This window comes from Arcicella sp. GW821-FHT09D11 (assembly GCF_059416265.1).
In genome coordinates, this window is the sequence record NZ_JBWKOV010000004.1 from 215,624 (window position 1) to 236,298 (window position 20,675).

At 36.1% G+C, this 20,675-nt stretch carries 20 protein-coding genes; 11 read left to right on the forward strand and 9 right to left on the reverse strand.

From position 1 onward, the window contains the following. Positions 1-59: 59 nt before the first annotated feature. A complete protein-coding gene (gene asnS, locus AC07N0_RS13720; RefSeq protein WP_492803266.1) occupies positions 60-1,490 on the reverse strand; it encodes an asparagine--tRNA ligase in 1,431 nt (476 codons plus the stop codon). 431 nt (positions 1,491-1,921) lie between these two features. Here asnS and rpoN point away from each other — a divergent pair, with 431 nt between their 5' ends. The 3 genes from rpoN (at position 1,922) to AC07N0_RS13735 (ending at position 5,020) form a co-directional block, all read left to right on the forward strand. Further along, entirely contained in the window at positions 1,922-3,379 is a 1,458-nt protein-coding gene (gene rpoN, locus AC07N0_RS13725; protein WP_494589621.1) for an RNA polymerase factor sigma-54, read from the forward strand. Positions 3,380-3,522: 143 nt separating this feature from the next. Further along, the gene (locus tag AC07N0_RS13730; RefSeq protein WP_494589622.1) at positions 3,523-4,173 is read left to right on the forward strand and encodes a hypothetical protein; all 651 of its coding nucleotides are present in this window, start codon (positions 3,523-3,525) and stop codon (positions 4,171-4,173) included. 67 nt (positions 4,174-4,240) lie between these two features. Continuing rightward, positions 4,241-5,020: an enoyl-CoA hydratase/isomerase family protein gene (locus AC07N0_RS13735; RefSeq protein WP_494589623.1), complete on the forward strand. Its 780-nt coding sequence runs from the start codon at positions 4,241-4,243 to the stop codon at positions 5,018-5,020. A gap of 530 nt (positions 5,021-5,550) precedes the next feature. Here the strand turns inward: AC07N0_RS13735 and AC07N0_RS13740 are convergent. Next, positions 5,551-6,930 carry a Gfo/Idh/MocA family protein gene (locus AC07N0_RS13740; RefSeq protein ID WP_494589624.1) on the reverse strand — a complete coding sequence of 460 codons (1,380 nt, stop codon included), beginning with the start codon at positions 6,928-6,930 and terminating at the stop codon, positions 5,551-5,553. A gap of 160 nt (positions 6,931-7,090) precedes the next feature. On the opposite strand from AC07N0_RS13740, the gene AC07N0_RS13745 reads away from it, so the two are divergent. The 3 genes from AC07N0_RS13745 (at position 7,091) to AC07N0_RS13755 (ending at position 10,377) form a co-directional block, all read left to right on the forward strand. Further along, positions 7,091-8,113: an SPASM domain-containing protein gene (locus AC07N0_RS13745; protein WP_494589625.1), complete on the forward strand. Its 1,023-nt coding sequence runs from the start codon at positions 7,091-7,093 to the stop codon at positions 8,111-8,113. Between the two features lie 516 nt (positions 8,114-8,629). After that, complete coding sequence (locus AC07N0_RS13750) at positions 8,630-9,382, forward strand: dienelactone hydrolase family protein (protein ID WP_494589626.1); 753 nt, start codon at positions 8,630-8,632, stop codon at positions 9,380-9,382. Between the two features lie 554 nt (positions 9,383-9,936). Then, the gene (locus AC07N0_RS13755; RefSeq protein WP_494589627.1) at positions 9,937-10,377 is read left to right on the forward strand and encodes a hypothetical protein; all 441 of its coding nucleotides are present in this window, start codon (positions 9,937-9,939) and stop codon (positions 10,375-10,377) included. 267 nt (positions 10,378-10,644) lie between these two features. On the opposite strand, the gene AC07N0_RS13760 is transcribed toward AC07N0_RS13755, so the two are convergent. The 6 genes from AC07N0_RS13760 to AC07N0_RS13785 all read right to left on the reverse strand — a co-directional run bounded on the left by AC07N0_RS13760 (position 10,645) and on the right by AC07N0_RS13785 (position 15,838). Continuing rightward, positions 10,645-11,571 (reverse strand): ketopantoate reductase family protein, encoded by a 927-nt coding sequence (locus AC07N0_RS13760; protein WP_494589628.1) that lies wholly within the window; start codon positions 11,569-11,571, stop codon positions 10,645-10,647. Continuing rightward, entirely contained in the window at positions 11,561-13,462 is a 1,902-nt protein-coding gene (locus tag AC07N0_RS13765) for a CocE/NonD family hydrolase (RefSeq protein WP_494589629.1), read from the reverse strand. The genes AC07N0_RS13760 and AC07N0_RS13765 overlap by 11 nt, the downstream gene beginning before the upstream one ends. A 10-nt stretch (positions 13,463-13,472) precedes the next feature. Beyond that, positions 13,473-14,030 carry a DUF1572 domain-containing protein gene (locus AC07N0_RS13770; protein WP_494589630.1) on the reverse strand — a complete coding sequence of 186 codons (558 nt, stop codon included), beginning with the start codon at positions 14,028-14,030 and terminating at the stop codon, positions 13,473-13,475. Between the two features lie 11 nt (positions 14,031-14,041). After that, positions 14,042-14,323: a hypothetical protein gene (locus tag AC07N0_RS13775; protein WP_494589631.1), complete on the reverse strand. Its 282-nt coding sequence runs from the start codon at positions 14,321-14,323 to the stop codon at positions 14,042-14,044. A 19-nt stretch (positions 14,324-14,342) separates the two neighbouring features. Beyond that, entirely contained in the window at positions 14,343-15,179 is an 837-nt protein-coding gene (locus AC07N0_RS13780; RefSeq protein ID WP_494589632.1) for an alpha/beta hydrolase, read from the reverse strand. Between the two features lie 62 nt (positions 15,180-15,241). Beyond that, on the reverse strand, positions 15,242-15,838 hold the full coding sequence (locus AC07N0_RS13785; protein ID WP_494589633.1) for a TetR/AcrR family transcriptional regulator: 597 nt from the start codon (positions 15,836-15,838) through the stop codon (positions 15,242-15,244). Positions 15,839-16,007: 169 nt separating this feature from the next. Between AC07N0_RS13785 and AC07N0_RS13790 the strand changes: the two genes are divergently transcribed. From AC07N0_RS13790 to AC07N0_RS13810, 5 genes are all read left to right on the forward strand, one after another. After that, positions 16,008-16,487 (forward strand): MarR family winged helix-turn-helix transcriptional regulator, encoded by a 480-nt coding sequence (locus AC07N0_RS13790; protein ID WP_492803300.1) that lies wholly within the window; start codon positions 16,008-16,010, stop codon positions 16,485-16,487. Positions 16,488-16,616: 129 nt separating this feature from the next. Then, the gene (locus tag AC07N0_RS13795) at positions 16,617-17,399 is read left to right on the forward strand and encodes a PhzF family phenazine biosynthesis protein (protein WP_494589634.1); all 783 of its coding nucleotides are present in this window, start codon (positions 16,617-16,619) and stop codon (positions 17,397-17,399) included. 13 nt (positions 17,400-17,412) lie between these two features. After that, a complete protein-coding gene (locus tag AC07N0_RS13800) occupies positions 17,413-18,375 on the forward strand; it encodes a GNAT family N-acetyltransferase (RefSeq protein WP_494589635.1) in 963 nt (320 codons plus the stop codon). A 1-nt stretch (position 18,376) separates the two neighbouring features. Then, positions 18,377-18,871, forward strand: a complete 495-nt coding sequence (locus AC07N0_RS13805; protein ID WP_494589636.1) for a GNAT family N-acetyltransferase — start codon at positions 18,377-18,379, stop codon at positions 18,869-18,871. Between the two features lie 49 nt (positions 18,872-18,920). After that, positions 18,921-20,021 (forward strand): hypothetical protein, encoded by a 1,101-nt coding sequence (locus AC07N0_RS13810; RefSeq protein WP_494589637.1) that lies wholly within the window; start codon positions 18,921-18,923, stop codon positions 20,019-20,021. Here the strand turns inward: AC07N0_RS13810 and AC07N0_RS13815 are convergent. Continuing rightward, positions 19,978-20,667, reverse strand: coding sequence for a hypothetical protein (locus AC07N0_RS13815; protein ID WP_492803309.1), 690 nt, complete (start codon positions 20,665-20,667; stop codon positions 19,978-19,980). The two genes, AC07N0_RS13810 and AC07N0_RS13815, sit on opposite strands and share 44 nt — an antisense overlap. Between the last annotated feature and the right edge of the window lie 8 nt (positions 20,668-20,675).

Sequence of the window (20,675 nt, forward strand, 5' to 3'; positions counted from 1 at the left end):
TTAGGGATTAATTTACAGAAAAATAATCACTAAATCACTCATTCGCTCACTCACAACTATCAAAACTCTGCTGATTTCGGTGTACGTGGGAAAGGAATCACGTCACGGATGTTGGTCATACCTGTTACAAACATTACCAAACGTTCGAAACCAATACCAAAACCAGAGTGTGGTGCTGTACCGAATTTACGTGTTTCTAAATACCACCAAATCGTATCTTCGTGGATGCCTACATCTTTAGTACGTTGTAATAATTTTTCGTAATTATCCTCACGTTGCGAACCACCGATGATTTCGCCAATACCAGGATAAAGTACGTCCATTGCACGAACCGTCTTACCATCCTCATCCAGCTTCATATAAAATGCTTTGATGTCTTTTGGATAGTTCGTCAAGATAACTGGTTTCTTGAAATGTTTCTCAACCAAATAACGCTCGTGTTCAGACTGTAAATCGATGCCCCATTCAACTGGGTACTGGAACTTACCTTCTTTATGGCGTTTTGATGATAACAAAATCTGGATAGCTTCTGTATAAGTAAGTTTTACGTATTCGTTATCAATCACAAAGCGAAGTTTTTCAATCAATGCTAATTCCGAACGCTCTTCTGCTTTTTTAGTTTTCTCTTCTTCTTTCAAACGGTTTTCAAGCAAAGCTAAATCGTCTGCACAGTTTTCTAAAGCATATTTAATGACATACTTTGTAAAATCTTCGGCCAAACGCATGTTGTCTTCCAATTCATAGAAAGCAACTTCTGGCTCAATCATCCAGAATTCAGCTAAGTGACGAGCAGTATTCGAGTTCTCAGCACGGAAAGTAGGGCCGAAAGTATAAATCTTGGATAAAGCCATGGCTCCTAATTCACCTTCTAGCTGACCAGAAACGGTTAGGTTAGTTTCTTTTCCAAAGAAATCCTCTTTATAATTTACAGTACCGTCTTCGTTCAATGGAGGATTCTTAGGGTCAAGGGTAGTTACGTGAAACATTTCACCCGCACCCTCCGCATCCGACCCCGTAATGATAGGCGTATGCAAATAGAAGAAACCGTTATCGTTAAAATATTTATGAATAGCAAAAGCCAATGAATGACGAATACGAAGTATGGCTGAAAATGTATTAGTACGTGGACGCAAGTGAGCGATTTCGCGCAAGAATTCTAAAGAGTGTTTCTTAGGTTGAAGCGGATATTTCTCTGGGTCGGCAGTACCGTACACTACAACAGATTTTACTTGTAATTCTATTCTTTGTCCCGAACCTTTAGATTCTATTAATGTACCTGTTACGGCTACGCACGAACCCGTAGTAATTAATTTAAGCGTTTCTTCTTCAATAATACCTGGTTCAGCTACAGCCTGAATATTATGAATTACAGAGCCATCGTTAATATTAATAAAAATTACATTTGGTTGTACACGTTTGGTTCTTACCCAACCTTTTACGGTTATTTCTTGGCCAACTTGGGCTTCTGCTAAAATTTGCTTGATTTGCATTGGTATAATTTCGGATTTTTGATTTTTAGCTTGTTTATCAACAAACAAAAAACACTCGTACTATTGATTTACTAGAATTCAAAATTACTTACAATTACCGAATTAGATGGTATTTTTCATAGTTTATAATTTATCATACATTAAATTTTATCATTGAACGTTAAAATACTAAAGCGTTACTTGATTGTCTGGCTAGTTAATTTTCTTAAAAAAAATACCTTTATTAACTTTAAGGAATAAATTGACGGGGTGCTTAGTTTTTGATTATTAATATTTTACATATTTTTACTGGAAATAAATTGAAAATAATAAACAAGGTGTAATTAAATTCAATAAATTTGGCAAGATAGTTGATAAGGCTGTCATTTCGAATTTTCATTAACCATTTTGCCTTGATCGTTTTACGATTTCTAAATCGCATTTAATACTTTATGCAAAAATTAAGTCTTAATCAAAGTCTCCAACAAAGGCTATCTCCACAACAAATCCAGTTTATTAAACTGTTGCAGATACCTACTTTTGAATTATCCGCTCGGATTGAGGAGGAGTTAGAAATTAACCCTGCTTTGGAAGAAGGTGCAGAAGTAGAAGTAAAAGAAGCTGATGAATACGATGATGATTTTGACGATTATGCTGATGAAGAATTTAAAGAATATGATGATAGAGACATTGATGTAGAGTCGTACCTGAGTGATGATTATAATGGCTATAAGATGCAGGGAGATGGCAATTCGGATGATGATGATAAGGATATGCCGATAGCCATGTTGTCGAATCTGAACGATCATTTACTTTCACAATTGGGATATTTGAGGTTAGACGAGCATCAAGAAATAATAGGGCAACAGTTGATAGGCTCTATTGAATCAGATGGATATATTCGTCGCCCACTACAGGCTATCGTTAATGATTTGGCTTTTACCCAAGGAGTTTATACCACCATTGAAGATATTGAAATTGTATTAAAACAAATTCAAACCTTTGACCCCGCTGGTATTGGCGCACGAGATTTACAAGAATGTCTTTTACTACAGTTAGACCGAAAAGATATTCACGAACCTTTTGTGCAAGATGCCATCAGAATTATAGAGGATAGCTTTGATGAATTTTCAAAGAAGCATTACGACAAGATTCAAAAACGCTTAGATATCAGTGACGATGCCCTGAAACAAACCATTAAACTGATTACCAAGCTGAATCCCAAACCTGGGGCTGCCGAAGAAGATGGTGGCGTAATTCAATACTTGCTTCCTGATTATATCCTGACGAATACCAATGGTAAATTAGAATTGTATTTAAATGCTAAGAATGCCCCTGAATTGAGGGTGAGCCATTCGTTCCATGAGATGTTGGATACTTATGAGAAAAGTGATAAAAATAACAGGGCTATCAAGGAAACGGTTACTTTTATCAAACAAAAACTAGATTCTGCCAAATGGTTTATTGATGCTATCAAACAGAGACAAAATACGTTGTTAAGAACGATGAAGGCTATTTTGGATTATCAGAATGAGTTTTTTATGACAGGTGATGAAACAAAACTAAAACCCATGATTTTGAAAGACATTGCTACGCAAATTGACATGGATATTTCTACCGTTTCCAGAGTCGCCAGTAGTAAGTCTATTCAAACAGAGTTTGGGTTATATCCTTTAAAATACTTCTTTTCAGAAGGTATCGCTACCGATTCTGGCGAGGATGTATCTAGTCGTGAAGTAAAAAATATCTTGAAGGAATTAATTGATAACGAATCTAAGAAGAACCCTTTGTCGGATGATAAACTAGAGAAATTCTTGAATGAAAAAGGCTATAATATAGCCCGAAGAACCGTTGCCAAATACAGAGAACAATTAAATATACCTGTGGCTAGGCTTAGAAAGCAATTATAAAGTGATGAGCTGTGAGCAATAAGCATTGAGCTTAAGTAAAAGAAAAAATGCTCATAGCTCATAGCTCATAGCTCATAGCTCATAGCTCATAGCTCATAGCTCATAGCTCATAGCTCATAAAATCATAAATAAACAAAAACCACTTGAATACACGTTTTGCCCAAATATTATCAGCATTGTTGCATCCATTAGCTATGCCGACAATTATTTTTGCTGTTCTGTTTTATATTGCACCAGAATCCATTCATAATCTTGAGTTATTTAATGGTACTTCAAGAGTAGGCATGATGAGTTTGAAATTGGGGCTTTTGTTGCTCATATTCTTACAAACTTTTGTACTGCCAGTATTCAGTATTTATGCGCTGTATCGGTTCAAAATTATTACTGATTTAAAAATGGAAACCCTGTCGGATAGGCGAGTGCCTTATTTGGTTACGGTAGCTATTTATACGTTTGTAGCAGTATTTTTCACCTTCAAACTGCATCAGTTTCCCGAGGTATCCCTTATTCTTACCAGTATCGCTTTTTCTATTTCAGCCGTAGCTTTTATTAGTCTTTACTGGAAAATATCAGCCCATGCCGTAGGCATCAGTGGCACCGTAGGGGCTTTGTTGGGGATTGCCATAAAATTTGGTACGGTAGCATTGTTCTATCCAGTATTAATTGCCATTTTGGTGGCTGGTTTTCTCATGTCGGCTAGGTTATATCTTAACGCCCATACACCCGCACAGATTTTAGCAGGATCCATCTTGGGTATTACTGTTAGTTTGTCGGTAGTCATCTTCTTTATTTAAAATGTTATGCTTGCATAATAAATAAAAAAGCCTCAAATTAGAGTTGGTAAATCAAAAAACAACTCTCATGTATCAGCATCTTATCTATCATATTCAGGATGGTGTTTGCACCATTACGCTCAATCGACCAGAGGTTTATAACGCCCTTAACACAGCCCTCATTCAAGAAGTAACCCAAGCCATTGAAGCAGTGCATACTGACGAATCCGTGCGGGTTGTGGTGTTGACGGGTGCAGGCGAAAATGCTTTTTGTGCAGGTGCAGATTTGAAAAGTGGCATGAGCAATGCAACGAGCTTGGGAGATTCCCTTCGGAAAAACTATAATCCTATGATTTTAGCCATTCGCAATTTACCCAAACCCGTAATTTGTCGCCTAAATGGTACAGCCGTAGGAGCAGGCTGTTCGTTGGCATTGGCTTGTGATATCATCATTGCGGCTGATAATGCCAAGATGTCTCAGATTTTTGTGAGTATAGGGTTGATTATCGATGCAGGTTCGTCGTTCTTTTTACCAAAATTGGTTGGTTCACAAAAAGCCTTTGAATTGTGTTCGACGGGCAGGGTAGTAGAGGCGCAAGAATGTTTTGAATTAGGCTTGGTCAATTCAGTAGTACCCAAAGCAGACCTCGACTCAGCAGTCCTTAAAATGGCAAAACAATATGCTAATTCAGCTACGATGGCAATAGGTTTAATCAAAAAAGTATTGAACCAATCATCATTTTCTAGGTTAGAAGAAATGCTAGAATTAGAGGCCATTCATCAAGATTTAGCAGGACAAACAAAGGATTTTGAGGAGGGAGTGACTGCATTTTTACAAAAAAGAAAACCAGTTTTTAAAGGTATTTAAGATAGAAAACAATTACAATAAAAAAAAGTCGTTAGCATGGCCAACGACTTTTTTAATAACCCTAACCCATAAAAAATCTGTAAAAAACTATACTATACGTAATCAGCCAAATTAAAAATTCACCCAAAATCTATTATTAGTTGACGAAGAAATTCGTCAATTTTTGTTTATAATCGACTTAGATATTAAGTATGCAACTCAATGCCAATAGGCTAATACATTGATTTTGCCAAAAAGACAATAAGTAATAAACCCTATGGTTTATACCCTAATATGAAGAAGTGTATTCCAGAGAATACGATTCAACGAGTACCATCAACTCATTTGGTGAAATGATTTGATGATATATTAATTCTAGTACAAGATGTGAAACATTTTCATTAAAAACAAGTTAAATGCGGATTATTTTTGATTTAATGCGAAAATGTACTTTAAGTTTATTGTGAGTCTTAAGCGTGTAATGCTGTTTAATTTACCCTTTATCCCTAGCGAGGGACTTAAGTCTCTCGCTAGGGATTTATGAAATTATTTTAACCCAATTTCATTGTTTCTGGATTCCAAATGACGGGTTTGCCTATTTCAGCACTTTTATTACAAGCCAAGGCTGGGGCGGCGGCTCTTAATCCAAAAGTAGCATCTTCCCAAACTGCTTTGCCTGTCCGAACAGATTCGAAGAAATTGATAAAATGATCAAGCCTTGAGTCATAATTATCCACAGCTTTGAAAGTGATTTCTTTACCATATTGCCATTTAGTATCTTCGTCAGAATATAGGGCTTTGTAGGCTTTTTTAGATTCTTCTTGTTCTGCTTGCGAGAAAGTAAATAGTGAATCATACCCACCGATTTCTGGAGCTTTAGGTCTTTTAAAGTTTTTCACTTTCATACTACTCCACGATAATTCAATTACCCCTTCCGTACCAATCAAACGGGTAGGAGAACCTCCACTACCACCATCAGCTAGGTTTACTCGCGTAAAAAACTGAAATGAAGGATTATTATTCGTTGCAGGATAATTCATCAAAGCCGTAACAATATCGTAGGCATCTCTACCATCTTTCCAAAGATTCAAATCGCCCAAGGCAAATATTTTATTGGGTCCCGTAGACCCCGTAATCGTATGCAAATTGGTTAACAAATGCACAAATAAGTCGCCCGCTACCCCCGTTCCATAGTCTTTATAGTTTCGCCAGCGGAAAAACCTTTTGGCATCAAAAGGCATTTTAGGAGCATCGCCAACATAAGTATCCCAGTCAACTGTTTGGGTAGAAGCATCCGTTGGAATGGTATATTGCCAAGCACCATTGGCAGAAGTACGGTCGTTGGTAGCTTCTACATACACCAATTCGCCAATAATGCCCGACTCATAGATTTTTTTAGCTTCCGCAGTAACGGTGCTACTTGCTACTTGTGAACCTACTTGAAAAACTTTACCCGTTTTTTTCTGAGCCTCAATTACTGCCTTGCCTTCTTCAATATGATGAACCATTGGTTTTTCGCAGTAAACATGTTTGCCTGCGTGCATAGCATCAATGGAGATTTTATCATGCCAATGGTCGGATGTACACACTAATACCGCATCGATGTCTTTTCTATTCAGGATTTCGCGGTAGTCTTTCGTCGTAAAAATATCTTTTCCCCACTTTTCTTTTGCTCTTTCCAATCGTCCAGTGTACAAGTCACAAACTGCCACTAGTTCTACGCCAGGTACTTTCAAAGCAGTATCAGCATCATAATGCCCAATAATACCAGACCCAATCAAGGCGATTCTGACAGTATCATTAGCACTAATTTTTGCGGTTGATTCTAAGGTGAAAGTTTTGCCATAAGCATCACTCAGGGTTGTACCACCAATAAGCATTGCCGAGGTTCCACTGATTTTTCTAATAAAATCTCTTCTTGAATGTGACATAGTTAAATTGGATGTTTGATAGTATATTTTTAAGCGAGGAATTTCGTTAAATAAATTACTACTTAATTTGAACAAATGTGTGTTACTTTATCCTGATACGTTCATTTGGCATTTCAGCCATTTGGCGGTATCTTGCACGATACAATGTACAACTAACAAGATGAACGGAAACCTTAAAGATGGACTAAACCTACTCTCGAAACTTACGCCAAAGCGCATTTGGAATGGTTTAAAAGTGGCTACTAGTTTTTATAATTCTAAACTTTTGGGGAGACCAACGCAATGGGGAATGCCCATTAGTATTTCTTTTGAACCCACTACTTCTTGCAATTTGCGTTGTCCTGAATGCCCAAGTGGACTGCGTTCTTTTACACGCCCCACTGGAATGTTAGAGGGAGATTTATTCAAACGAACCCTTGATGAACTAGAAAGCACGTTACTCTATTTAATCTTTTATTTTCAGGGAGAACCATACCTACATCCACAATTTTTGGATTTGGTGGGTTATGCGGCTAAAAAAGGAGTTTATACTGCCACATCGACCAATGCACATTATTTAACAGATGCTAATGCCAAAAAAACGGTAGAGTCGGGTTTGGATAGATTAATTATTTCGATAGATGGCACTAGTCAAGAAACTTATGAACAATATCGTGTAGGAGGGAAGTTATCTAAAGTAATAGAAGGCACTAAGCATATTGTAAAGTGGAAAAAAGAGTTGAAATCTAGTACGCCTCATATCGTTTTTCAGTTTTTAGTCGTACGACCAAACGAACACCAGATTGAGGAAGTAAAGCAATTGGCTAAAGAGTTAGGCGTGGATGAAGTAGGCTTAAAAACTGCCCAGATTTACGATTATGAAAATGGCTCTGACCTTATTCCGACAATCGACAAGTATGCACGCTACAAAAAACAAAGCGATGGAAGCTATAGTATCAAGAATGAATTGATTAATCATTGCTGGAAAATGTGGCATTCGTGCGTGATTACTTGGGATGGACTAGTGGTGCCTTGTTGTTTTGATAAAGATGCCCACCATCGTTTGGGCGATATGAAAACCCAGACTTTTACTGAATTATGGCACGGAGCATCTTACAAACAATTCCGACAAACCTTAATTCGCTCTCGTTCAGAAATAGAAATGTGTAAAAACTGTACGGAAGGCACTCAGGTTTGGGCGTAGATTCGGGGCTGTCTGCTTTTGGTCTTCGGCTTTTGGTTTTTCTATAGTAGCACGAGTTTCCAACTCGTAAATTAACGATTGCTTTACGAGTTGGAAACTCGTGCTACAGAAACAAAAAAATAACTAGATATGGGCAAGGTATTATTTTTAGGGTTCTGTCTAATAACCTCTTGGTCAATCATTCGACCAGTTGAAGTGCAAACAAAGCAATTGAACTACGGACCTTATCAGGTGGGGTTTAGAATTGAGCATCAATATGATAGCACTCGGATTTATCAACCTAGCAAGGGTATAACGTACCGACCGTTATCTATTCATATTTGGTATCCTGCCAAGAAGGCATCAACCGCTAATCTGATGCTTTACAGAACGTATATAGGGCTAGAAACTCAAAGGGAGGTGTTTGCTCTAACTGATTCTACCCAAGTCGCTACGTATTGCACTAATGTGGTGGGAGGATATCGCCAATACGCCTTAACCTTTATAAAAAATCTTACAGTGAGCATAGATGATATATTGCATGCCCCCACAAAAGCGATTTATAAAGCAATGCCTGTTAATAGGCGGTTTCCTGTTATCGTCTATGCACCTTCGTTGAGCAAATCGGCGAATCAAAATCATATTGCTTGCGAGTACCTTGCCAGCCACGGTTATATTATCATTTCAGTTGCGTCAGCGGGTGAACAATCGCAGACAATGACGAAGGACACAGCTAGTATCATGGCTCAGGTTAGAGACTTGGAATACATCACGGCTCAAGCACAACAACTGCCCAATGTTGATACTTCCAAAATAGGGACTTTTGGATTCAGTTGGGGAGGTATGGCTAATGTCATTTATCAAATGCGGAACCCAAACGTAAAAGCGTTGGCCTGTTGGGATGGTAGCACCGAATATCAAGACTACGATCTTATCAAAACCGTAAGCGATTTTAACCCTGATAAATTGACGGTGCCTTACTTGTATTTCAGCAATCAAAACGAGGACTGGTCCACTTTCCCATTCTTTCGTTCGTTAGCAATTACCACAAAGCATTTATATAAACTTAAAAAGTTAGAACATGCGGAATTTACGGCCTATTGGCCTTTCTATGCTTCTATTAAACCAACTACTTCTTATCAAACTGACAGTTACAGTGCCCTATGCCACTATACATTGGCTTTTTTCGATGCTTATCTAAAGGATAGTAAAAAAGCCAAACGGGTTCTTCAGAATTCAAGTGAGGAAAATGGTTTTAGCACTAAGACAATTACTCGATTGCCGATTTGAGGTGTCTTTTAGTATTAGCAAAACTTATCATTCCGTTGTAAAGAGCAAATAGTGGTTGATAGGCTCAAGATAACGGATTTTGTCAATTGCGCATCGGCATACTAATGGAAAATTCAGGGAATATATCAATATAATTTAACCTTAAAACGATACATTCCTTGAAAGTATTCTTTCATTTTAATTACTTCACCACTTTTTTTAGAAAGATAAAAAAGGGCATAATAATTAGGATGAGTAGCATCTGTATGCTTTAATATCCAACAATTTGTCTTTGTATCAATATTGACAGCTATGGCTTCTTTCCCTCGTTTGGCGTAGTGTTTTTCACTACGTCAGTGTGTCAGGCCTTCTTAGAAGGCAACGCCTAGTAAGCAACGGATAGTGGTATATGAGTACACCACTTGGGAATAATTATAAAATGCTCTGCATTTTTGCAATGTAACATTGCCTGACACTCTGACGTAGTGAAAAACACTACGCCAAGCGAGGGATGTTTATTACTCATACAAGAATAAGTTTAGAAAAATAGTTGAACAAAATAAATAATTGACATCATGTTAAAAATAACTATTTTATTCTTCACACTTTCATTTATTTTATCTTGTGAAAGTAATAGAAAAGTATCAAAAGAAGAAATGGATACCTTTATTGAAAAATATGATAAAGTTCCTTTTTTAGAACTTAAAGGAGTTTTCATTCATTTGAGACAAGCTACACCTGTTTCTGATATTTATGTAATAAGTAAAATGAATGAAGATAAACCTGTTTATTTTATTACCTACAATTTTATACTTGGTAAAATAACCCAAATAAATAAATCTTTGCTACAAAAAAGAGGTATTTCTGATTACTTTACAGATTCCGAAATTAAAGAAATAGTTTACAACTTTCGTAAATATGATTTTGCTCTTGTAGGTGTTGATAAAGATGAAAATGTATTTATTAATCCTTTTGAATATAGTACTCCTCCGTTTTTTCTCAGAGTTAAAATATGACAAATCAAGATACTATTAGAAAAGGGTTTGTATATAAGCATTATAAAGGTAATTGGTATTTGAATTTAACGAAGTGATAAGGTTGTCCCTCGCTTGGCGTAGTGTTTTTCACTACGTCAGTGTGTCATGCCTTCTTAGAAGGCAACGTCTAAGTCCGAACTTGGAAAATTATAAAATGCGTTTCATTTTTGCAATGTAACATTGCCTGACACACTGACGTAGTGAAAAACACTACGCCAAGCGAGGGGGACTCAGCTTTTAAAGATTTTATTCGCAAAAGTTCAGATCAGCTTTCATTTTTGTAAGGTCGCCAAGTAGTTTGGTTTGTACTACATTATCGGCTTTTCCTAATTTTTTGGCAATAGCCACTATGGCAAAATTTAGTGTTTCAATCTCCGTTTTTCGTTTATGATTAATGTCTTGTAAGGTCGAGATAAGCTGGCCGTCGGACATCTTGCTAATCATTAATACACTTTCAATGACTTCCTCTTCAGTTATTTCAATACCAGATAAATTGGCAATTTGAACACACTCGCTAATTACATTCTTGGCTAAATCCATAACGCCTTTATCCCTTAAAAATATACCATTATCAGTATCTAAAAGAGGACAAATGGAATTGAAAACACAGTTTACAATCGCTTTTTTCCAGATAGTATATTGAATGTTCTCTTCTGCTCTAAATTGAAATATTGGGTTGTTTAGCTGGCTTACAATATGTTGGAGGCTATCTTCTTTACCATTAATGATACCAATTTGTGATGCTGCTACGGGTTTGAACCTTACTAGGTTTTCTGCTATTACTTGACATGTAGTAAACAACACACATCTATGAATATCTGTGAACCCTTTTTCAAGAAACGGAGATTCTACTCCTAATCCATTTTGAAGAAGGACTATCGGCGAGTATTTAGCACTTAACTTTAAGGTTTCAGCTAGCTTTTCATTTCCAAAAGATTTATTGGTGACGACCAATATACCATCGAATGCTGAATGGCTAGCAAGGGAACTCACTTCAATTTCGGCTTTCAAAATAGTTTGTTGGTGTGTTTGAACTGATATCGTTTCGTATTGTGTAGGGATGTTGTCTACGCTTCCCCTGATGATATATACGTCTTTGCCCTCTAATGTCAAAAAAACTGCTAACGCTTTACCAACAGCTCCTGCACCGATGATGTATATTTTATTTCCCATTTGTAGTGTTTGATAAAATGTTTACGGATATTTTACTTTCGCTGAATATTTTTATGGTTGCTTTCTGAAAATCTCTTTCGTTGGCTTTATAAATATTGTTTACAAATTTTTGAGGATTAACATCAAACAATGGAAAGGCGGACGACTGTATCTGAATCATGATGCTATGCCCTTTTTTGAAGGTGTGATAAACATCCTGAAGTCGAAAATCCAGATTAGTTTTAAGGTTTGGAACAAGTGGTTCAGGACGGGCGAATGAATTTCTGAATTTTGCTCTCATTATTTCACTACGAACCATTTGTTGGTAGCCAGCCAATTTTATACCTACTGGCGTATAAGGACTATTGGGTTCATTTTGAGGATAACTGTCGATAACTTTAACAAAAAAATCAGTATCAGTTCCTGTTGTCGAAAATTTCAGATTGACTTTTATATCTCCAATAAAGGTGATATCCTCCTGTAACTCTTCGGTTTTAAAAGTTAGCACATCCTTTCTATGAGTAACAAACCTTTGGTCGTCACTCATGTAATTAGGTAAAAACTCAAGGGTTTCAAATACTCCTTCTGCATAAGGAACTGGATTCTTAGGGTCGGATACATATTGCTGAAATCCTTTTTTGGGGAGGACTGCTGATAGTTTTTTATCTCTATGAAGATATAAATCTAAACTAGTGGCATCTTTAACTGGATATGCTGCAAAATTTGTCCATTCTTTTTTACCTGTATCAAAAAGGGAGGCTTTAGGCAATACCGTCCCTTTGTCGATTACGTTTTTTAAATGTTTTTTATAAAATGCTAATTCGATGTTTTTCTGAAAAAATGTTGCTAGACTATCACCAAAATAAATGTTTCCTTGCATGTGGTGCCCCTGTTCTCTGGACCAATCTCCATGACCAAAAGGTCCCATAATCAACGTGTTTGATACAGCAGTGTTGTTTTTTTCTATATGCTTATATATGTCCAACACACCAACCATATCTTCGGCATCGAACCAACCGCCAACATTTAATATGGGTGGCATTTTTGTATGGGTATTCAAATGGGGAATTATACTGCGTTTTTGCCAAAAATCATCATAGTTAGGATGCTTGATAATTTCATTCCAAAAGAAATTATCTGAATACAGTTTCCCAAAATTTTGTAGAGGAGTCATTGATTTATACCAATTGTAACCATTAATGGCGTTAATTTCAGGGAAATGTGCTAGAAACCAATGACTTTCGGTTGGTTTTTGGGGATGAATACCGAAAACTGGCAGGGCATTGCCAACAGCCAACACAAAAGCTCCATTATGGTGGAAGTCTTCAAAGAAAAAATCTGAAATGGGTGCTTGTGGAGACACGGCTTTGATAGCAGGATGTTCACTTAAAGCCCCTGTAATGGCATAAAAACCTGTATAAGAAATTCCGTATAATCCTACATTTCCATTATTGTTCAGGATGTTTTTCAATAACCATTCTATGGTGTCGTATGTATCAGAAGATTCATCTATGTCTTTTGACGTTTTTTTCGACGGAATAAAAGGCGTCATATTTGTAAAAATACCCTCTGACATGTATCTTCCTCTCACGTCTTGCTTGACAAAAATAAATTTTTCTCGCATTACATGGGTTGAATAATACAGGAGCTTTGGGTAATTGCTAGGTCCATAAGGTAAAGAACCAAAGCATGTACGGTGAATTAAGAAAGGGTAGGGGTTTTCACTGGAAATATCTTTAGGAATATAAATGGAGGTGAATAATCTAACGCCATCTCGCATAGTGATGTACACTTCTTGTTTAGTGAAATTTTCACGTACAAAAACTGAATCCTGTTGAGCCAATGTTAGCTTTTGACCAGTTAGCATCAGAGGGAAAAGAACAAGAAAGATGGCAGATAGAAAGTTTTTCATGGGTTGAATATTATTTTAGGTACTCATCTGTAAAATGAGTTTTCTGTTTTGGCTTAGAAAATTTGTTGTTATTGTAACTATCCGAATTACCTTTTGGAATAGATAAAGATTGCCAGTTATCAGTAGCCATTTTACCGATATAAACAATTTGCCCAACATGGTATGGATAATGAGCAAGCTGTCTGTTGATGGCTTCCTGCACGGTATGCCCTTGGTTTCGTATATAAATGACAGTGTCTAAATCGGCATTGGTTAATGTGTTGAGTGTATTGAATAGACAAGTCCACCCTTCATTCCATTTAGTCATTAATTCATCTTTGGTGCGGATGATGTTTTCAAATTCAGTATCCCTATTCCTCCATTCTTTTTCACCATCTGTTGTTAAGAAATCCGACCATCGTGAAAGCATATTTCCAGCAAGGTGGTTTACAATCATAGCAATACTATTACTTTCCTCGTTGTATTGCCAGAAAAGCTTATCATCGCTTACTTGGTTAAAGGTCTTTTCTGCAAGCATTTTGTAATACTCAAATTGCTTAATGGCACTATCTAAATAATTGTTATCCATCTTATTGTATTTTATAATATTCCTTCTTCTAGTTTTTCTAAGTAAATAAACGTTGGAGCTTTTACTCCTGCTTTCATTCTAATGTCAATTAGCTCGGGCGACTCAAAGAATTTCTTTGCATTTTCAAGGGAATTCCAAGCAGAGAAATGAACAATGTTGTTAGCATCCTGTTCGTATTTAAGTAACTCATAAGAAATTTCGCCTGCTAGTTTCCTAATGGTGGCGGCTTCGTCAAATACTTTTTTCCACAATAGATAATCTTTTACTTCGTGTATGATCAAGACGTATTTCATGTTAAAAGAGCGTTTTTGTTTATTTTATAAAACTGATAATCTCCTGTAGTAATTCTTCACTTTTCAATTCATGCCCAAGTCCCTTAGTAAGTTTCAGCGTTGAGCCTCTCCAAGCTTGACTTAGTTTTTCTGAATCTAAATAATTGGTAGATTTATCACCTGTATCATGAACAATCAGGGCCTTTGTTTTAATATATTGGGCAAAATTGATTGCTGAGAAATATGATGGCTTTTGATGTAGTTCTTTTTCAAACTGTTCGGAAATCAATTTGATGGCTTTATTTGAAAGTCCCAAGAATTGAACATAAAACGCAAAAAACTCTTCTACTTTTCCTGGAGCAGCTAAAATAATCGCCTTTTGAATGGATGCCTCTGGATTTCGACTTAGGTAATAAGTAGTAGCAAAACCACCTATTGAGTGCCCGATGATGGTGTGTAAATCGGGGTGATTTTCCAAGAATGCTGACAAAGTTCTTTCATAGATAACTAAATTCATGATTTTGCCCGTAGAGTTACCATGTGCAGGAGCATCTAGTGCCAAAACAGTAAAGTCATGTTCGACCAGAGCGTTAATATATGATTTCCACCTGAAACTATGACTTGCCCAGCCATGAACCAATAATACTTTTTTGGAACCAGTACCCCATCGGTAAGTTTGAATCTTGTTTCCGTCTATATCAAGTACTTCAGCAAAGGCAGGCATTAAAAATGCTTGGTGGTGTGGCTTGAGACCCTTAGAAAATGTAGTACAGAACAGGTTAAAGCCATCTTTTTTTAGCTTTTCAGGAAGTACAAAGGCTAACAGATTGAAATAAAGACCTGTTAGACTTGCTGATATTTTCTTGATGCTTGCCATTCCGAAATTTTAAATAAGAGTAAGTTAAAATAAACCGTTTGGTTTATTTTTGAATAAAAAAATTATCGTAAATATTGTGTACTAATAGTAGCTTTTAGGTTTTCTAACAAGCCATTTAATATTTTAGGGTTATCCGCCAATTTACTCATCATCAGACCCCCTTGAATAACACTAAATATTAAGGTTGCTTCCTTTTGAGCATCTAAGTCATCCCTAAATTCTTTTGAATGGATGCCCTTTTGAATGATTAACGCTAAGCCTCCTAATAGTTCATCTAGTGCTTTTTGTGCCTTTATTTTAAGGAAGGGTAGATTGTCATCAGATTCTATCGCTGTATTAAGTAATGGGCAACCACCTGCTGTTAAAGGACTTATGCTATAGTTTTTATAGAAACTTAAAATGGCGAAGAGTTTGTCTTTGGCAGTATTTTCTTTTTTAATTTTAAAGCGTAAAGCCTCTAAAAGCTTGCCTATAGAATGTTCAAATGCTTCAATAGCAATTTGGTCTTTACTTTCAAAATTTCCATATACACCACCCTTGGTTAGTCCAGTGGCCAACAAAATATCACTCATAGTGGTTGCACTATAACCCTTAGTATTGAAAATAGGAGCTGATTTTTCAATAATGGCTTGTCTGGTAATATCTGATTTCGTAAACATAAAACAAATATAAACCATTCGGTTTGTAAAATGCAAGTGTATTTTTAATTTTTATGAATTAATGTAGGTCACTAAAAACTTCTCTTTTTCAAAAAGGAGAAGATTTTTTTGTTTAATTCAAAAAAACTTTTAAAATTTGCGTAATCACTTACGTAATTGTTTACATAAAATGGATTTAATATCAGAATTAGGCCCTTTGGCTTTTGGAAGTAGGCTCAAACGACTCAGCGAGACCATCATGCGTGGTGGTGAAGATGTCTATCGTTTCTACGGAGTCGACTTTCAACCAAAATGGTTTCCTATTTTTTATTTTCTGTCTCAGAAAAACGAGGCGGGGATTATGGAAATAGCTGAAGGCTTGAATGTTACACATCCTGCCATTATTCAGATGGCGAAAGAATTGGAGAAAAAAGGTTTGATAATCTCTAAGAAGTCGGACGAGGACGCTCGTAAACGTAATTTGAAATTATCGAAAAAAGGAAAGACTTTATTACCGACACTCCAAAAAATTTGGGAGGAAATAAAATTAATGAATGCCGAAATCATCGAGAATCAAGAGCATAATTTACTGATAGCTGTAAAGGAAATTGAAGATGCTTGGACTGAGAAAAGCTACTTAGAACGCTTTAAGGAATTTCATGGATTGTAGGCTTTAGGCAGTAAGCATTAGGCTATATGCCATGAAATTTTCCATAAGAGTACGTTAAAAGACAACTGCAAACACAGCAAAATACTAACCGCTTATTGCCTAAAGCATACAGCATAAAGCCCCAAAATTATGAACCTAACAATCTATCAATTAGACGCATTTACAAATGAAGTATTTGCGGGTAATCCTGCCGCTGTAGTACCTCTTACCGAATGGATTGCCGATGAATTAATGCAAAAAATTGCTGCTGAAAATAACCTTGCCGAAACGGCTTTTTATGTTGCCGAAGGGGAACAATTTCATATACGATGGTTTACGCCAACCGTTGAAGTAAACCTCTGTGGGCATGCCACTTTGGCAACGGCCTATACCATTTTTGAGTACGCTAAATATCCAAAAACAACCATAGCATTTAAGTCTAAAAGTGGCATTCTGAAGGTAGAAAAGAAAGACGATTTATTAGAACTAGATTTTCCCGTTGATATTCCAGTGCTGGCTGAAACGCCTGAGGAATTAATAGAAGGGCTAGGAATAAAACCCATAGAAACCCTAAAAGGCATAACAGACTATTGCTTGGTTTTTGAAAACGAAAGTCAAGTAAAAGCCCTAACGCCCGATTTCAAGACCATTACTAAAGTAAAATGCAGAGGCATTATCGTTACTGCCAAAGGAGATGAGGTAGATTTTGTGTCAAGGTTTTTTGGTCCACAGTCAGGGATAGATGAAGACCCCGTCACAGGTTCAGCCCATACCACCTTAACCGCTTACTGGGCAGAAAAACTAGGAAAGAATATCCTAACAGCCAAACAAATATCTGCCAGAGGAGGGGAGTTACGCTGTACACTAACGGGCTACAGAGTAAAAATGGCGGGTCATGTAGCGCCATATTTAATAGGTCAAATTATAGTTTAAAGAGAACACAAAAATGATACAGATACAATCCTTTGAAAATCAATATACAGACCAAGTAGTGGAGTTAATTTTGAATATTCAGCAGAATGAATTTCAAGTGCCAATTACCATTAATGAACAACAAGATTTATTAGACATACCAAATTTTTACCAACAAAATAATGGTGATTTCTGGATTGCCCTTTACGATAATAAAGTAGTAGGAAGCATAGCTTTGATTGATTGTGGTGAAAATGTTGGAGCCATTCGCAAAATGTTTGTAAAGAAAGAGTTTCGAGGAAAAGAATACGGCATTGCTCAAAAACTACTAGATATCCTTACGGCATCAGCACAAAAAGCAGGCATGACAGACCTTTATTTAGGAACATTGGAGCGCCTACAAGCAGCCATTCGCTTTTATATCAGAAATGGTTTTGAGGCTATCGAGAAACAAAATATTCCTTCTGTTTTTCCTTTTATGCCTGTGGATACTCATTTTTTTGAAAAGAATATTCAAACAAATCCCCAAGAAAACATGGAGAATAATGTACAAATTATTGAATATCAAGAAGCTTATAAAGACGACTTCAAACGCATAAATGTAGAATGGATTGAAACATTTTTCAAAGTAGAGCCTCACGATTTGGAACAATTAGAAGCTCCAGATGAAATTATAGCCAATGGTGGACAGATTTTCCTAGCAAAATTAGGAGATGAGATTGTGGGTACATCTGCCTTAATTCATGATGGAGATGGTATTTATGAATTGGCAAAAATGGGTGTAACACCTAAAGCCCAAGGCTTAGGATTAGGTAAAAAACTATGTGTAAAAACGATTGATGAAGCCAAAGCTCGTAAAGCTAAAAGCTTATATTTGTTGTCGAATACGGCGCTAAAACCTGCCATTTCAATCTACAAAAGCATAGGGTTTGTGGAGGTTCCGATTGGAAAAACTTTATACGAAAGAACAGACATTAAAATGGATTACCCACTTTAGTATGAACATAAAAGTAGTCAATACAGAAGCTGAAATCCAGCTTTATTATACATTATTGCACAAAGCTATTACAGAAGAATCTCAGTTTTTTAGGGTTTCGCCAGTGGATATTGCTGGCGAAGCTTTCCCTACTGAAAATACTTTTGAAAGCTTTACTTTAGGAGCTTTTTCTGACGAAGGAGAGCTGTTAGGAACAGTTGGATTTAAAAGAGAAAGTGTGTTGAAACTCAAACACAAAGGGTTGATTTTCAGAATGTATGTAGCACCCGAAGCCAAAGGATTAGGACTTGGACGAAAACTATTGCAGGCTGCCATCGAAAGAGCCAAACAAGGAGTAGGCCTAAAACAAATTGTATTGACATTGATAGCTGATAATCATCGGGCTAAAAATTTGTATCTTTCGGAAGGTTTTGAAGTATTTAGTTTTGAAAAACAAGCTATCAAAATGAGCGATGATTTGTTTGTAGATGAAAATGCAATGGTGAAATATTTTTAGCTTTTAGATTTAAGCTTTGAGCCATGAGATTTTCTTAGATTTTACTAGATTGACAATAGACGATATAATTTTAAAAATTGCAGATTTACAGATGTCTGCTGATAGAACATATTTCCCTGAAGGCATTTTTGAGTCTTTCAGGGAAAATAATATTTTGCATTATCGTCGTCCAGATACTAATGTTTTTTTTACAACTATTACCGTTTTTACGTTGAATAGTATCAAAGAAAATCTATCTCAAACTTCGCAAACACTTATTGAAAAAATTACTGAAAAAGCGATTGGCACTTATCCACTTTTTCAGAATAAAGATGGACTGAATACCTATAATTTCTTTCAAACAAAACCGTCTCAGCATTTTCCTCATGGCAATATCCTCCACAAACTGAATCACTTTAAAATTCCTGATGATATTGATGATACTTCAATGGTTTTTCTGACGAAGCAATTCTCACAAGAAGAAGCTATTGCTTTGAAAGATAAACTAGTAAAGCATTCAAATGGCTATATACAGACTATCAAAAATACCTTTGAGGAATACAAAACCTTAAAGGCTTATTCTACTTGGTTTGGTAAAAAAATGTATATTGAATTTGATGCCTGTGCTTTATCAAATATGATTTATTGCTTGCTTTCTTATGATATAGCACTCGACCAACATGGGGAAGATGCTGTAAAATACCTTCAACAAATTATCTTATCGAATCAGTATATCAATCAACCCTTTAGAGTAGCACACCACTATGTCCGAACACCTATCATCATGTATCACATAGCTAGGTTAATGGCAAAATTTAGGATTGAGGCTTTAGAACTTTGCAGAGAAAAACTAGTAGCAGATATGTTGGGCTATTTGAAGCGGCCAGATTTAGCTTTGATGGATAGAATCCTTATCGAAACAAGTCTATTACGCTTCAATATCTCCTTTGAAAAAACCGAGCTTGTCGATTTCTCAAAGGAGATATTTACAGGTTTTTACTTCTTTATTGCAGGGTTGCTGACAGCCTACGAAAATCCGATATTATATAAAATTGCTTCTTCAAAGATATTTCATATCAATTGGACTTGCGAAGCCCATTGTTGGGCTTTACTAGCAGAATGGATGACTATTTCTTCACAAAAGGATTCATCGCATTGCCTTCAATCGTGATACTAGCAGAATCACTCAAATCAAATTTAGGTGATAGCAATGCAGTTTTATTCAATGATAAAGTAGATTTACCTTTCAATGAAATGTCCGAATTAGCAACCTTTGAATCTTTTAGATGGAAATGATAGTAACGATCCCAATCATCCCTCCAATTGTGTTTAACTTCTGCATTGTCAGCTTTGATGTTTACCGCCGTTAAATCACAATTGTTTAGCGTTAAGTCTCCAGTCGCAGTACTATTTACAGCTAAATTACTGTTGGCAAATTTGGTGCTTTTACCATTAATTTTTACCGATATTTCATAGCCTTGTAAAGAAATAGCAGGAATTTTAGGAACAGTAATAATTATTTTCCCATATATTTCTGAGCTACTATCAATCTTCAATGACTCTCCTACAACTTTAGCATTAGGCACGTTCTTGATACTGTATTCAGTGCCTTCTTCTATTTCAACATTAATATTATCATAATCTTCTAGTGATATCAATTCAAGGTTATTAAATGGTTTTAGTTTAATAACTTGTTTTGAAATATCAATTTTAGCAACCTTGTTGTTGTATTCAGCTTTAAGCAATATCGTAAAAGAGGTCATACCAATTACTATTATACAAGCCAAAGCTACCAATAATTTATTTGATGTTTTCATAAGGTTTG